Origin of the sequence: Curtobacterium sp. MCLR17_036 (genome assembly GCF_003234445.2) — a bacterium.
Taxonomy (GTDB): Bacteria; Actinomycetota; Actinomycetes; order Actinomycetales; family Microbacteriaceae; genus Curtobacterium.
This window is the reverse complement of the sequence record NZ_CP126269.1, coordinates 1184830-1199603: the sequence shown is the minus strand read 5'-3', so window position 1 is coordinate 1199603 and position 14774 is coordinate 1184830. Positions and strand designations below refer to the sequence as shown.

13 protein-coding genes and 2 tRNA genes are annotated in these 14774 nt (G+C 70.0%); 7 read left to right on the top strand and 8 right to left on the bottom strand.

All coding sequences use genetic code 11. The features are described 5' to 3' along the window. Window positions 1-152: 152 nt before the first annotated feature. From valS to DEI99_RS05695, 4 genes are all read left to right on the top strand, one after another. A complete protein-coding gene (gene valS / locus DEI99_RS05710) occupies window positions 153-2747 on the top strand; it encodes a valine--tRNA ligase (RefSeq protein ID WP_258369192.1) in 2595 nt (864 codons plus the stop codon). A 153-nt stretch (window positions 2748-2900) separates the two neighbouring features. Then, window positions 2901-3119 (top strand): hypothetical protein, encoded by a 219-nt coding sequence (locus tag DEI99_RS05705; RefSeq protein ID WP_254783028.1) that lies wholly within the window; start codon window positions 2901-2903, stop codon window positions 3117-3119. Between the two features lie 320 nt (window positions 3120-3439). After that, window positions 3440-4018, top strand: coding sequence for a TetR/AcrR family transcriptional regulator (locus DEI99_RS05700; RefSeq protein WP_502867014.1), 579 nt, complete (start codon window positions 3440-3442; stop codon window positions 4016-4018). A 226-nt stretch (window positions 4019-4244) separates the two neighbouring features. After that, a complete protein-coding gene (locus tag DEI99_RS05695; protein WP_111040677.1) occupies window positions 4245-6269 on the top strand; it encodes a M3 family metallopeptidase in 2025 nt (674 codons plus the stop codon). A 101-nt stretch (window positions 6270-6370) separates the two neighbouring features. Here the strand turns inward: DEI99_RS05695 and clpX are convergent, their stop codons facing one another. After that, complete coding sequence (gene clpX, locus DEI99_RS05690; protein ID WP_071257273.1) at window positions 6371-7651, bottom strand: ATP-dependent Clp protease ATP-binding subunit ClpX; 1281 nt, start codon at window positions 7649-7651, stop codon at window positions 6371-6373. A 233-nt stretch (window positions 7652-7884) separates the two neighbouring features. On the opposite strand from clpX, the gene DEI99_RS05685 reads away from it, so the two are divergent. Together DEI99_RS05685 and DEI99_RS05680 are read left to right on the top strand one after the other, a co-directional pair. Then, window positions 7885-8622 carry a YcnI family copper-binding membrane protein gene (locus tag DEI99_RS05685; protein WP_111040678.1) on the top strand — a complete coding sequence of 246 codons (738 nt, stop codon included), beginning with the start codon at window positions 7885-7887 and terminating at the stop codon, window positions 8620-8622. Window positions 8623-8672: 50 nt separating this feature from the next. Then, window positions 8673-9278, top strand: coding sequence for a copper resistance CopC family protein (locus DEI99_RS05680; protein WP_181434334.1), 606 nt, complete (start codon window positions 8673-8675; stop codon window positions 9276-9278). A gap of 65 nt (window positions 9279-9343) precedes the next feature. On the opposite strand, the gene DEI99_RS05675 is transcribed toward DEI99_RS05680, so the two are convergent. The 5 genes from DEI99_RS05675 to DEI99_RS05655 all read right to left on the bottom strand — a co-directional run bounded on the left by DEI99_RS05675 (window position 9344) and on the right by DEI99_RS05655 (window position 12634). After that, window positions 9344-10003 carry an ATP-dependent Clp protease proteolytic subunit gene (locus DEI99_RS05675; RefSeq protein ID WP_071257265.1) on the bottom strand — a complete coding sequence of 220 codons (660 nt, stop codon included), beginning with the start codon at window positions 10001-10003 and terminating at the stop codon, window positions 9344-9346. Window positions 10004-10029: 26 nt separating this feature from the next. Then, window positions 10030-10659 (bottom strand): ATP-dependent Clp protease proteolytic subunit, encoded by a 630-nt coding sequence (locus DEI99_RS05670; protein ID WP_071257262.1) that lies wholly within the window; start codon window positions 10657-10659, stop codon window positions 10030-10032. A 169-nt stretch (window positions 10660-10828) separates the two neighbouring features. After that, entirely contained in the window at window positions 10829-12136 is a 1308-nt protein-coding gene (gene tig, locus DEI99_RS05665) for a trigger factor (RefSeq protein WP_181434335.1), read from the bottom strand. A gap of 52 nt (window positions 12137-12188) precedes the next feature. Next, window positions 12189-12265, bottom strand: a tRNA-Pro gene (locus tag DEI99_RS05660). A gap of 93 nt (window positions 12266-12358) precedes the next feature. Beyond that, window positions 12359-12634, bottom strand: coding sequence for a hypothetical protein (locus tag DEI99_RS05655; protein ID WP_111040681.1), 276 nt, complete (start codon window positions 12632-12634; stop codon window positions 12359-12361). Between the two features lie 68 nt (window positions 12635-12702). On the opposite strand from DEI99_RS05655, the gene DEI99_RS05650 reads away from it, so the two are divergent. After that, window positions 12703-12776, top strand: a tRNA-Gly gene (locus DEI99_RS05650). A gap of 12 nt (window positions 12777-12788) precedes the next feature. Here DEI99_RS05650 and DEI99_RS05645 read toward each other — a convergent pair. Then, window positions 12789-13079, bottom strand: a complete 291-nt coding sequence (locus DEI99_RS05645; protein WP_111040682.1) for a DUF1905 domain-containing protein — start codon at window positions 13077-13079, stop codon at window positions 12789-12791. A gap of 718 nt (window positions 13080-13797) precedes the next feature. Further along, complete coding sequence (locus DEI99_RS05640; protein ID WP_111040683.1) at window positions 13798-14772, bottom strand: endo-beta-N-acetylglucosaminidase H; 975 nt, start codon at window positions 14770-14772, stop codon at window positions 13798-13800. Window positions 14773-14774: the final 2 nt, after the last annotated feature.

The following is a 14774-nucleotide window of genomic DNA, read 5'->3' as shown; positions in this document are numbered from 1 at the left end:
TATTCTCCCCGGGGGAATTCCCCGTGCTGCATCCGGGGTGCCGCTTCCGGTCCCGCAGCACCGGGTAGCCTGGGGACACCGCGCACCGCGCGCGGACACTCAGGCACCTCATCACGGACTCGGTGCCGCACACACGAACGGAAGGCGCAGCCATGACCAAGCCCATGCCCGAGAAGCCGAGCGTCGACGGACTGGAGCAGGCCTGGGGACCGACCTGGGAGCAGGACGGCACCTACCGCTTCGACCGTTCCGCCGCCGGCGACCGCAGCAACGTCTGGTCGATCGACACGCCCCCGCCGACCGCCTCCGGTTCGCTGCACATCGGGCACGTGTTCTCGTACACGCACACCGACCTCAAGGCGCGGTTCGAGCGCATGCGCGGCAAGCACGTCTTCTACCCGATGGGCTGGGACGACAACGGTCTGCCGACCGAGCGCCGCGTGCAGAACTACTACGGCGTCCGCTGCGACCCGCAGCTGCCGTACGACGCCGCCTTCGTGCCGCCGTTCGAGGGCGGCGAGGGCAAGTCCGCCAAGGCCGCCGACCAGGTGCCGATCTCGCGCCGCAACTTCATCGAGCTGTGCGAGCGCCTGACCGTGCAGGACGAGCAGCAGTTCGAGGACCTGTTCCGCACGCTCGGCCTGTCCGTCGACTGGACGCAGTCCTACCGCACGATCGACGACACCTCGCGGGCGAGCGCCCAGCGCGCGTTCCTGCGCAACCTCGAGCGCGGCGAGGCCTACCAGGCCGACGCCCCGACCCTGTGGGACGTCACGTTCCGCACCGCGGTCGCGCAGGCCGAACTCGAGGACAAGGAGATGCCCGGCGCGTACCACGGCATCGCCTTCCACCGCACCGACGGCGGCGACGACGTCGTCATCCAGACCACCCGCCCCGAGCTGCTGGCCGCCTGCGTCGCCCTCGTCGCACACCCGGACGACGAGCGGTTCCAGGACCTGTTCGGCACCACCGTCCGCTCCCCCCTGTTCGACGTCGAGGTCCCGGTGCTCGCGCACCACCTGGCGCAGCAGGACAAGGGCGCCGGCATCGCGATGGTCTGCACCTTCGGTGACACCACCGACGTGGTGTGGTGGCGCGAGCTCCAGCTGCCGAACCGCGCCATCATCGGCTTCGACGGCCGGGTGCGCTCGGACGAGCCGACGTGGATCGAGTCGGAGCGCGGCAAGGCGCTCTACGCCGAGATGGCCGGCAAGACCGTGTTCTCGGCGAAGAAGGTCGTCGTCGACGCCCTGACCGAGTCCGGCGAGCTGATCGGCGACGTCAAGACGATCCAGCACCCGGTGAAGTTCTTCGAGAAGGGCGACAAGCCGCTCGAGATCGTCTCCACCCGCCAGTGGTACATCGTCAACGGTGCCCGCGACGAGCAGCTGAAGAGCACGCTCCGCCAGCGCGGCGAGGAGATCGCGTTCCACCCGGACTTCATGCGCGTCCGCTACGACAACTGGGTCGGCGGCCTGTCCGGCGACTGGCTCATCTCGCGCCAGCGCTTCTTCGGCGTGCCGCTGCCCGTCTGGTACCCGCTCGACGCCGACGGCAACCCCGTCTTCGACCAGCCGATCGTGCCGACCGAGGCGCAGCTGCCCGTCGACCCGGCCTCCGAGCCGGCGCCCGGCTACTCCGAGGACCAGCGCGGCGTCGCCGGCGGGTTCCAGGGCGAGCTCGACGTGATGGACACCTGGGCGACGTCGTCGCTCACCCCGCAGCTCGCCGGCAAGTGGGAGACCGACCCGGCCCTGTACGACCTGGTGTACCCGTACGACGTCCGCCCGCAGGCGCAGGACATCATCCGCACCTGGCTGTTCACCACCGTGCTCCGCAGCCAGCTGGAGGCGGACGTCGTGCCGTGGAAGCACGCGAGCATCTCCGGCTTCATCGTCGATCCCGACCGCAAGAAGATGTCGAAGTCGAAGGGCAACGTCGTCACGCCGCTGTCCATCCTCGAGCAGCACGGCGCCGACGCGGTCCGCTACTGGGCCGCCTCGTCGAAGCTCGGCACCGACGCGGCCTTCGACCCGCAGAACCCGAAGCAGATCAAGGTCGGCCGCCGCCTGGCGATCAAGGTGCTCAACGCGGCGAAGTTCGTCTACGGCTTCGAGCTGCCGTCCGGCGCGACCAGCGTCACCGAAGCGCTCGACGTCGACATGCTCGCCGAGCTCGGCACGGTCGTCGAGCAGGCAACCGCGGCGTTCGAGGGCTTCGACCACGCCCGCGCCCTCGAGGTCACCGAGCGCTTCTTCTGGACCTTCTGCGACGACTACCTCGAACTCGTGAAGGAGCGCGCCTACGGCACCGCCGCCGACGCGACGCACGAGACGCAGGCGAGCGCCGTGCTCGCACTGCGCGGTGCCATCGACGTGCTGCTCCGCCTGCTCGCGCCCTTCCTGCCGTACGCGACCGAGGAAGTGTGGGCCTGGACCCACGAGACCAGCGTGCACCGGGCCTCCTGGCCGACCACGGCCGAGCTGCCCACCCAGGCCGAGCCGACGGGGCTGCTCGCCGCCGTCGGGCAGGCGCTCATCGGGATCCGCGGCGCGAAGACGGCGGCGAAGGCGTCCCAGAAGACACCCGTGACGCGCGCCGTGGTCGCGGCGCCGGCCGAGGAGCGGGCGCTCATCGAGCGCGCGGCGGTCGACCTGGCGGCGGTCGGACGCATCGAGAACCTGTCGTTCGTCGACGGCCCCGAGCTCGCGGTCACCGAGATCGAGCTCGCGGAGCAGCAGGCGTAACGTCGGCGGGGCGGACGCGCGCTCGCGCGTTCGCGATCCACGCTTCGTGAGCAGGAATGGTCGGGTCCGTCATGCGGACCCGACCGTTCCTGCGCACAGGACGACGGACTGGAGGCACGGATGCAGTTGGGCACACGATGGAACGTCGGTGGGATGCCACCGTCGCGACTCCCCGAGGCGATGGTCGTCGCCGTGCGCGGGGTCGAGGACGAGCTCGCCGCGGAGTCGGTCGACACGGGGGCGTGGGGCTGGACGCTGACGTTCCTCGAGGGCAAGCCGATCGTCGAGCTCGACGACGGCACCTCGATCCACCTCGACGACGCCGGGCACGCCCAGGTGACGAACCCGGACGACGCGGCCGAAGAGGACTGACGCCGCGGCGCGGGTCCCGGATCCGGGGACGGCGCTCGTGCACGTCGAACATCGGGGCTCGGGCGGCGACGGCGGCCGTCGGGCTCTACCGGGTTCCGTCGCTGACGGACGCCGGGCCCTGGACGGCATGCGCCGCCAGGATGCCGGGACCGGGCGAGCCGAGCATGCTCTGCCCACCCGGGCCACGAACGACGTCGAGGAATCAGGGCTCGGCGTCCACGACGGAGAACGAGCGTTCTCCAGCCACGAGGTCTACAGTAGAGAACGTTGGTTCCCAGCGCAACTCGGAACCGGTGAACTCGCAGGAACGGGGTACCCACGTGGCCACCATCATCGGACCGGACGTCCGCGCGCACATCGTCGACGTCGCCGACCGGCTCTTCTACGCGCGTGGGATCCAGGCCGTGGGCATGGACGAGATCCGCACGAACGCCGGCGTCTCGCTGAAGAAGCTGTACGCGGCGTTCCCCGGCAAGGAGCAGCTCATCACCGCGGTGCTCTCCGGCCGGCACGAGCTCTGGGAGCGCGGCGTGCACGGAGCGGTCGACTCCGCGACGGGTCCTCGGGACAAGCTCCTGGCGATGTACGACTTCCTGGAGTCGTGGTTCGGCGACGACACCTTCCGCGGCTGCGGCTTCATCAACGCCTTCGGCGAGCTCGGGGCCACCTCGCCCGCCATCGCCGAGATCGCCCGCGAGCACAAGGACTCGTTCCAGCAGTTCGTCGCCGGGCTGACCGCCGACGTGGTCCCCGACGCCGCCCGCGCGTCCGAGCTCGCCGCACAGCTCGCACTGCTCGCCGAGGGCGCCCAGACCACGGCGGCCATCGCCGGCACCACCGAGCCCGCGGCCCACGCCCGCCGCGCCGCCGAGACCCTGATCGACGCCGCGACGCGCTGACGCGGCTTCCCCGGCGCGGCTCGGGAGCGGGTGACGGCGGGTGGGGCGGGTGCTGTTCTGCGCGTGAGAGGTCGTTCCGCGCGTGGGAGGTCGTTCCGCGCGTGGTGGGCCGGAAGTTCTGGCCCCCGACGCGCGGAACTGCTTCCCACAGCGAGCGTGATGGGAAGAACCACCGGCCGCGGCACTCCCGAGGCCTCCACGAGCCGCCAGTCCGTAGGGTGGAGCGATGGCAACCCCGTTCGATGAACCGAGCACCCTCCCCTACGCCCTCCCGCCCTTCGGCGACGTCCGGCTCGAGCACTTCCAGCCGGCCTTCGACGCCGGCATGGCCGAGCAGCGCGCCGAGGTCGAGGCCATCGCCACCGACCCGCACCCGCCGACCATCGAGAACACGCTCGTCGCACTCGAGCGGTCCGGCCAGCTGCTCGCCCGCGTCAGCCACGTGTTCTTCACGCTGTCGTCGGCGGACTCGACGCCCGAGCTGCACGACCTCGAGGCCGAGGTCTCGCCACTGCTTGCCGCACACCGCGACGCGATCACGCTCGACTCCCGGCTCTACGCCCGCGTGCAGGAGGTCCTCGACGGCGCCGAGGCCGCCGGGCTGACCGGTGAGGCCCTGCGCCTCGTGCAGCGCACCCACGCCGAGATGACCCTGGCCGGCGCCGGGCTCGACGAGGTCGGCAAGGAGCGGCTGACGGCGATCAACCAGGAGCTCTCCACCCTCACCACGACGTTCGAGCGCAACCTGCTCGAGGACACGAACGACTCCGCCGTGCACGTCACCGACGAGCAGGAGCTCGACGGTCTCGACGACGGCGCGAAGTCGGCCGCCGCCGGCGCCGCTGCCGATCGTGGCCTCGACGGCTGGCTCATCACGCTCCCGCTCTACACCGGGCACCCGTGGCTCGCATCGCTGGCCGACCGCGGCCTGCGCGAGCGGATCATGCGCGCCTCGCTCGCCCGTGGCCGTCGTGGCAACGCGCACGACAACCGCGAGGTCCTGCTCCGCATCGTCCGACTCCGGGCCGAACGTGCCGAACTGCTCGGGTTCCCGAACCACGCCGCCGTGGTGACCGCGGACGAGACCGCAGGGACCCCGGAAGCCGTCGACGGCCTGCTGTCCTCGCTCGTCGACGCCGCAGCCCGGAACGCCGACGACGAGCGCGCCGTCCGGTCCAAGACCGTCGGCTTCGAGATCGAGTCGTGGGACTGGTCGTACGCGACCGAGATCCTGCGCGGCGAGCAGTTCGCGGCCGACAGCTCGGCGCTGCGACCGTACTTCGAGGCGGACCGGGTCCTGCACGACGGCGTCTTCCACGCCGCCGGTGCCCTGTACGGGCTCTCGTTCGCCGAGCGCCCCGACCTGCGCGGGTACAACGACGAGGTCCGGGTGTTCGAGGTGACCGGCGACGGCGGCGAGCCCGTCGGCCTGTACCTGCTCGACCTGTACACGCGGGACGGCAAGCGGGGCGGCGCGTGGATGAACCCCGTCGTCGAGCAGTCCGAGCTGCTCGGGACCCTGCCGGTGGTGGTGAACAACCTCAACGTCGCGAAGCCGGCCGCCGGGTCGCCGACGCTGCTCATCCAGGACGAGGTCGAGACGCTGTTCCACGAGTTCGGCCACGCGCTGCACGGACTCCTCGCCCGCACGACCTACCCGCGCTTCTCCGGCACGAACGTCGAGCGCGACTTCGTCGAGTTCCCGAGCCAGGTGAACGAGATGTGGGTGTCGTGGCCGTCGGTCCTGGCGAACTACGCCAAGCACCACGAGACCGGGGCGCCGCTGCCGCCCGAGCTCGTCCTGGGCCTCAGCGAGTCCGAGGGCTTCAACGAGGGCTTCGGCACGACCGAGTACCTCGCGGCGGCGTTGCTCGACCAGGCGTGGCACCGGCTGTCCGCCGCCGAGGCCGCCGCGGTCACGGACGTCGAGGCGTTCGAGCGCCAGGCACTCGCCGACGCCGGCATCGCCGTCGCCGCAGTCCCGCCGCGGTACTCGTCGACCTACTTCGCGCACACGTTCTCCGGCGGGTACGACGCCGGGTACTACGGGTACATCTGGTCCGAGGTGCTCGACGCGGACACGGTCGAGTGGTTCCGCGACAACGGTGGGCTCGACCGCGAGGCCGGTCGCCGCTTCGCGGAACGCCTGCTCGGTGTCGGTGGGGCGAAGGACCCGCTCGAGGCCTACCGGGACTTCCGCGGCCGCGATGCCGAGGTCGGTCCGCTGCTGCGGCGCCGCGGGCTCGAGTAGGCGGCGGCTCGACCGGCGAACACCACGGAAACGACAGAACACCTCGAGATCTCGAGGTGTTCTGTCGTTCTGCTGGTGTCTACCGCTGACTCAGCGGCGCGCTACGCCGACTTCTCGACGCGCTTCGCCCGGGGACGCGGCACGATCGTCGGGGCTGCGTTCTCGAGCACGGACTCGCGGGTGATCACCACGCGGGCGACGTCGTCGTCCGACGGCACGTCGAACATCACCGGGCCGAGGACCTCTTCGAGGATCGCCCGGAGCCCACGGGCGCCCGTCTGTCGCAGCACCGCCAGGTCGGCGATGGCCTCGAGCGCCCCGCGGTCGAACTCGAGCTCGACGCCGTCGATCTGGAACATCCGCTGGTACTGCTTGACCAGGGCGTTCTTCGGCTCGGTGAGGATCTGCATGAGCGCGGCCTGGTCGAGCTGCGACACGGTCGTGACGACGGGCAGACGGCCGATGAACTCGGGGATGAGGCCGAACTTGTGCAGGTCCTCCGGCAGGACCTCGGCGTACAGGTCCTGGTGGTCGGTCGCGCTGTGCAGCGGCGCCCCGAAGCCGATCCCCCGCTTGCCGACGCGCGAGGACACGATGTCCTCGAGCCCGGCGAACGCACCCGCGACGATGAACAGCACGTTCGTCGTGTCGATCTGGATGAACTCCTGGTGCGGGTGCTTGCGGCCGCCCTGCGGCGGGACCGAGGCGACCGTGCCCTCGAGGATCTTGAGCAGCGCCTGCTGCACGCCCTCGCCGGAGACGTCGCGGGTGATCGACGGGTTCTCGGCCTTGCGGGCGATCTTGTCGACCTCGTCGATGTAGATGATGCCGGTCTCGGCACGCTTGACGTCGTAGTCGGCGGCCTGGATGAGCTTGAGCAGGATGTTCTCGACGTCCTCGCCCACGTAGCCGGCCTCGGTCAGGGCGGTGGCGTCGGCGACGGCGAAGGGCACGTTCAGCCGCTTCGCCAGGGTCTGCGCCAGGTAGGTCTTGCCGCAGCCGGTCGGGCCGATGAGCAGGATGTTCGACTTCGCGATCTCGATGTCGTCGCGGTCCTCGGCAGCGGTGATCTGCCCCTGCGCACGGACGCGCTTGTAGTGGTTGTAGACGGCCACGGCGAGGGCGCGCTTCGCCGGGTCCTGCCCGATGACGTACTCCTGCAGGAAGTCGAAGATCTCGCGCGGCTTCGGCAGCTCGAAGTCACCGCTCGAGGTGTCCTCGCCGGCTTCGGCCAGGCGCTCCTCGATGATCTCGTTGCACAGCTCGACGCACTCGTCGCAGATGTAGACGCCGGGACCGGCGATCAACTGCTGGACCTGCTTCTGGCTCTTGCCGCAGAAGGAGCACTTGAGGAGGTCCCCGCTCTCTCCGATGCGTGCCATTGCCGTGCCTCCCTGGTCGGACGTGCCGGCCCGCGCACTCGCACCGGCCGCCGGTGCACCGCTGCTGGTGGGCACCTCGTCGTGGACACGAGCCTAATCGCAACCGGCGACACCGACCGCGCGGCGCCGCGGGATTTCGCACGCGCGTTCGCCCAGGGCGTTCGGGCCTGCTACCGTGAACCAGTCGTCTCTACAAGTTGTAGAAACACCCTCCCGACCATCGAAGGATCCCCATGCAGAAGCGTCTCGCCGCCGGCGGCGCCGTCACCCTCGGCGCCGTGGCAGCCATCGTCCTCGGCACCGCCGGCGCAGCCAGCGCGCACGTGTCGGCGACCGCGACCTCGACCGCCGCGAACTCGTACACGACGACGACCTTCTCGGTCCCGCACGGCTGCGACGGGTCGCCGACCACGAAGCTCGAGTTCCAGGTGCCCGAGTCGGTCATCGAGGTCACGCCGACGGTGAACCCGAACTGGAAGATCTCGAAGACGACCGAGCCGTACACGGACCCGTCCGCGTCGGCCGACGCCGAGGGCTCCGCGCACGCCGAGGACACCCCCGAGCGCGTCACGAGCATCACGTACACCGCGAAGACCCCGCTGCCCGCCGACGAGCGCGACACCTTCGCGTTCTCCTTCGCCCTGCCCGACGGCAAGGCCGGCGACGTCGTGGCGTTCCCCGTGCTGCAGACCTGCGAGGAGGGCTCGGTCGAGTGGAACCAGGAGCAGCAGCCCGGCGAGGCCGAGCCCGAGCACCCGGCGCCCTCGATCACGCTGACCGCCGCCGAGGCGACCGACGACGACGGTGACCCGATCGCCGCGACCCCGACGGCCGAGGCCGCTGCCACCTCGACGACCCCGGCCGACCCCGACCTGGTCGGGCGCTTCCTCGGCCTCGGCGGTCTCGTGCTCGGCGCGGTCGCCCTGGTCGTCGCCGTCGCCGGCATGCGCCGCCGGACCACCACCAAGTGACCGAGCGCGGCGCACGTCGGTCCCGGCTGCGGTCCTCTGCCAGGAGGCTCGTGGCCGGGTCCGCCGCCGTGCTCGCGATCGCGGGCGGCGCGGTCCTCGGGCTCGCCGGTCCGGCCAGCGCGCACAACTACCTGGTCGGGTCGACGCCCGCGGTCGACGGCACGCTCACGTCGCTGCCGGAGTCGTTCGAGATCACCACGAACGACCGCCTGCTCGACATCGGCGGCTCCGACTCCGGATTCGCCTTCCGCGTCGTCGGCCCGGACGGCAAGTACTACGAGGACGGCTGCGTCGACGTCGACGGCCCCTCGATGACCACTCCCGCCGCGCTCGGCGACTCGGGGAAGTACACCGTCGAGTGGCAGATCGTCTCCGCGGACGGCCACACCGTCTCCGACGAGTACGCCTTCACGTGGGAGGCCCCGGCGGGCTTCTCCCCCGCGACCGGCTCAGCAGAGCCGCCGACGTGCGCCACCGCCGGTGACGACGCCACGAGCGGCACCACGACGGGCACCGCCGCTGGCGGGTCCGACTCGACCGCCTCGGACGCGCTCTGGATCGGCGCCGGTGGCGTCGTGCTGGTGGGCGTCGTCGTCGCGGTGCTGCTGCTCCTGCGCCGGAAGCCGGCACCGGAATCCGACGACACCGAGGACTGAACGGACCCGCACGACGAAAGGCCCCGCACCGTTCGGTGCGGGGCCTTTCGTCGTTCCTGCTGGTGCTACTTGACGAGCGCCGGCAGGTTCTTGCGGCTGGTGAGGACCTGGTCGATCAGGCCGTACTCCACGGCTTCCTGCGCGGACATGATCTTGTCGCGCTCGATGTCGTGGTTGATCTCCTCCGGCGTCTTGTTGGAGTGCTTCGACAGCGTCTCCTCGAGCCAGGTGCGCATGCGGAGGATCTCCGCCGCCTGGATCTCGATGTCGGACGCCTGACCGCCACCCTGCTGGGTCGCGGGCTGGTGGATGAGCACACGGGCGTTCGGCAGGGCGAGGCGCTTGCCGGGGGTACCACCGGCGAGGAGCACCGACGCGGCCGAGGCCGCCTGGCCGAGGCAGACCGTCTGGATCTGCGGACGGATGTACTGCATCGTGTCGTAGATCGCCGTCATCGCGGTGAACGAGCCACCGGGCGAGTTGATGTACATGACGATGTCGCGGTCGGGGTCCATCGACTCGAGCACGAGCAGCTGGGCCATGACGTCGTCAGCCGACGCGTCGTCGACCTGGACGCCGAGGAACACGATGCGGTCCTCGAAGAGCTTCGCGTACGGGTCCTGCCGCTTGTAGCCGTAGGCCGTGCGCTCCTCGAAGCTCGGCAGGATGTACCGATCGGTCGGAGCCGGGACGTTCTGCGCGCCACCGAGCATTGGGAGATGCATTCTCGTTTCCTTTTCTTCGGTGGGGGTCAGGACTGGGCGTCGGGCTCGGCCGCGCTGGTCGGTGCTTCGCCGTCGCCGACGGTGCCACCGCCGCCGATGACCTCGGCGCTCGAGGCGCGGAGGTGGTCGACGAAGCCGTACTCGAGCGCTTCCTGCGCCGTGAACCAGTTGTCACGGTCGTTGTCCTTGAGGATCTGCTCGATGGACTTGCCGGTCTGCTCGGCGGTGAGCTCAGCCATGCGCTGCTTCATGTCGAGGATGACCTTGGCCTGCGTCTGGATGTCGGCAGCGGTACCGCCGAAGCCACCGGACGGCTGGTGCAGCAGCACGCGGGCGTTCGGCGTGATGTAGCGCTTGCCCGGCGTGCCGGAGGACAGCAGGAACTGTCCCATCGACGCGGCGAGGCCGATGCCCACGGTGACGATGTCGTTCGGCACGAACTGCATCGTGTCGTAGATCGCCATGCCGGCGGTGATCGAACCACCGGGCGAGTTGATGTAGAGGTAGATGTCCTTCTCAGGGTCCTCGGCGGCGAGCAGCAGCAGCTTGGCTGCGATCTCGTTCGAGTTGTCGTCGCGGACCTCGGAGCCGAGCCACACGATCCGGTCTCTCAGAAGGCGGTCAAAAACACTGGGGTTCAGTGTTGCTTCGGCCATGGAAAAGCTCCCGTTCAGTTGTCGCTTGTTGTCGAACTTATCGGGTGCAACGCACCGATTCCCGCCTGTTCGCTGTCGGCAATGCGGTGGTGCCGAAAACGCCGGACGGGAGGCGCGGTGCCAGCTGGCACCGTGCCTCCCGTCCGTCGTGCTGGTGGCGTCGAGATCGTTACTCGGCGGCCCCTGCCGGCTCCTGCGCGACGCCCGCCGTGAAGGCGGACAGGTCGACGTCGTCACCGTTGGTGTCCTTGACGGTCACCTTGGCGAGGACGGTCGCGACCGCCTTCGAGCGGGCGACCTCGCCGACCATGCCGGGGATCTGGCCGTTCTGGTCGATGACCTTGATGAACTCGGCCGGCTCCATGCCGTACTGCGCGGCGGCCTGGATGAGGTACTGGGTCAGTTCCTCCTGGGAGACCTGGATCTCCTCCTTCTCGGCGATCGCGTCGAGGAGGATCTGCGAGCGGAAGGCCTTCTCACTGGACTCGGAGACCTCCTTGCGGTGCTCGTCGTCCTCGAGGCGGTTCTCCTGCTCGAGGTGACGGTGCACCTCGTCCTCGATGAGCTTCTCGGAGATCGGGATCTCGACGTCCTCGGTGAGCTTCTCGACGAGCTTGTCGCGCGCCGCGGCACCCTGGCCGAAGGTCTTCGACTTGGCGATCTGGTCCTTGAGGTCGACCTTGAGCTCGTCGATCGTGTCGAACTGGCTGGCGATCTGGGCGAACTCGTCGTCGGCCTCGGGGAGCTCGCGCTCCTTGACGGCGGTGACGGTGACGGCGATCTGGGCGGTCTCGCCCTCGCGGTCGCCACCGACGAGCTTCGACTCGAAGGTCGTCGACTCACCGGCGGTCAGGGACTCGAGCGCCTCGTCGATGCCCTCGAGCAGGTCGCCCGAGCCGATCTCGTAGGAGACGCCGGTGGCCGAGTCGACCTCGTCGTCGCCGATGGTGGCGGTCAGGTCGATCTGGGCGAAGTCGCCGGTCGTCGCGGGACGGTCGACCGTGACGAGCGTGCCGAAGCGGGTGCGCAGGTTTTGCAGCTCCTCCTCGATCTCGTCGTCGGAGACCTCGACCGCGTCGACGGTGAGCTCGTACGAGGCGTAGTCCGGCAGGTCGAACTCGGGGCGGACGTCGACCTCGAAGGTCAGGACGAGGTCGCCCGTGAAGTCCGCGAGGTTCGGCAGCTCGGCGACGTCGGCCTCGGCGCGGCCGAGGATGCGCAGCTCCTGCTCTTCGACCGCCTGGCGGTAGAAGGTGTCGATGGCGTCACCGACGGCGTGGTTCAGGACCTCGCCGCGGCCGACGCGCTGGTCGACGATCGCCGGCGGGACCTTGCCCTTGCGGAAGCCGGGGATGCTGATCTGCTCGGCGATGTGCTTGTACGCGTGGTCGATGCTCGGCTTGAGATCGTCCGGCGTCACGTTCACGGTGAGCTTGACGCGGGTGTCGCTCACCTTGTCGACGGTGCTGGTGGCCAAGGGATGTTCTCCTGTTGGTTGACGTTCGTGTGGTCGGTGTTTCTCGAGGACCTGGTCGGGGCGACAGGATTTGAACCTGCGACCTCCCGCTCCCAAAGCGGGCGCTCTACCAAGCTGAGCTACGCCCCGTTTGACTGGGCCAGGGTGTCCGCGCACGCCGAACGGCGCGTGCAACGCCGATGAGTCTAGCGGTCCCCCGGTGCGCGGTTCCCGGCAGTCGTGTCAGTCCTCGGCCGCGGCGCGTCGCAGGCCGTTCCGCCACCGCAGCCCGACGACGACCTGGACCCCGAGCGCCGCCACGGCCAGGGCGATGCCGGCGACGATCCGCCAGACGTGCAGCAGTGCGTGCGCGGGCTGCGACGACGGGTCGCCGAACACCTCGGGCCGCAACGACAGCACGGCCGCGGCGAGGACCACCAGGACGTACGAGACGATGCGCGACCAGCGGATCGTGCGCTCGGCACCGTGGTCCGGCTTGGGGATGACGCGCCCTGGCATGTCGTGCTCGTTCGTTCGGTGCCCGTTCGTCCGCTACGATGATCGGGCTGCGCCTGGTGCGCAGGCGCGGGGATGTAGCTCAATGGTAGAGCCCCAGTCTTCCAAACTGGCTACGCGGGTTCGATTCCCGTCATCCCCTCCACAGCCCACCCGGTCAGGGGTCGGCGAACTCGAGGGTGATCTGCGGGGCATCGCCGAGTCCGACACGGGCACGCTTCCGCTCCGCCGCACGCAACGGCACGAGGTAGCCGCCGTCCTTCGGGAAGAGCGACGTCGTCCACGTCACCCGGTCGATCGTCACGCGTGCCGGGATCACCCCCCAGCCGTAGGTGAGCACCGGCGCGAGGTCCGCGATGACCTCGGCGGCTTCCAGTGGCACGACGGCGAAGAAGAACGGTGACGGGCCGCGCCACTCGATCACCTCGCCGCGGAACTCGAGCTCCATGCGGGGATCGTACGGCCGCAGCACGCATCGCCGGAGCGACGGATCACCGAAGAACATGCACGGCAGGCTGTCGCTTCGGCGGCCTGGTCGCAGCGACACTGCGGGATCTGTCGCTTCCACGCCAGGTGTCGTGCTCGCGCCGCACGCCGAGCACACCACGGACACGAGCGGACCGCAGCGTCGAACGGGCCGCAGCGTCGAGCGGGCCGCAGCGTCGAGCGGGCCGCAGCGTCGAGCGGGCCGCAGCGTCGAGCGGGCCGCAAGGTCGAGCGGGCCGGGGCGTCGAACGTGCCGGCCCCGGTTCCGACATCAGCAGATGACGGTTCTGGTTCACGATCGCCGGAGCCTGCGAACCGGAACCGTCAAGGGCGACGAGAAACCGATGCCTCCCCCAAGCCAACGCGACCACGAGGACGGACCCGCCCCACGCCTGCAGGCCGGAGCCGGGAAGCCCGGGGCGCGAGCCGCACCGTGCCGCAGCCCCGAGCGGGCAGCAGCGTCGAGCCGACCGGAGCGTCGAACGCGCCGGACCCGGTTCCGAAATCAGCAGATGACGGTTCCGGTTCACGATCGCCGGGGTCTGCGAACCGGAACCGTCAAGGGCGGGGAGAAACCGACGCCTCCCCGGAGCCAACGGGACCACGACGACGGACGCGCCCCGCGCCTCCAGGCCGGAGCCGGGGAGCACGGGGCGCGGGTCGCCGTCCGGACGGACGCGTCAGCGGTACGACGCGGCCTGTCCGTACAGCACCTTCGTGAAGGACGACACGTAGGCCGACTCGTCACCGTCCGGCAGGTTGTACGTCATGAAGACGCCGTACCCGTCGGCCTTCGTGCGCTGCGCGAGCGAGACGGCCGTCGCCTGCGGGGTGTTCTGGATGTCGACCGCGGCGGCGGAGAGCTTCGACTTCGGCAGGCCCGGGATCGTCGGCGCCGTGTAGGTGCCGTAGTACGGGTTCCAGGCGTAGTCGAGCTTCTTGCCGATCGACGGGCTCGCGGTCTTCAGTGCGTCGGACGACGGGCCGATGTCATAGAACGAGATGATCTTGCCCGGCATGTCGGCGCGCAGCGCGCTGATGAGCCAGCCGATCGACTGGTCGTTCGGCTGCGGGGTGCCGTCGACGCCGTAGTCGGAGTACTCGTCGTCGAGGTCGACCCCGTCGAGGCCGTACTTCTCGATGGTCGCCGACACCTGCGCCGCGAAGTCCCGTGCGGCTGCCTTCGAGGTGAAGTTCGCCAGCCCGGTGCCCTGGTGGTTGCCGAGCACCGAGAGCGTCACCTTGATGCCCTTGGCCTGCAGCGGGCGGATCTGCGTCGCGGCCTGGTCGAGGGTGCGCTGCACGTTCTCGTTCGCGTACAGGACGGCCTTGCCGTTCTCGTCCCGGTTGATGTTCGCGGCGAAGATGATCGCCACGTCGAACGCGTTCGCACCGTTCGCCAGCGTGTACCGGCCGACGTTGGCGAGCTCGTCGTTGTTCACCTCGACGTAGGCGATGCTCGTCGGCCCCGACTTCGTGGGGACGGCGTGGTGCCCGTGCCCGTGCCCGGGGCGTCCGCCGTGGGACGCACCGTGCCCGTGGCCGTGGGCCGCCCCGGACGCGGACGGCGCCGCGGATGCCGCGGCGGGCACCAGTGGTGCCGCGAGCATGGCGACCAGTGCGGTCGCGATGCCGAACTTCGTGGACTTCTTCATGG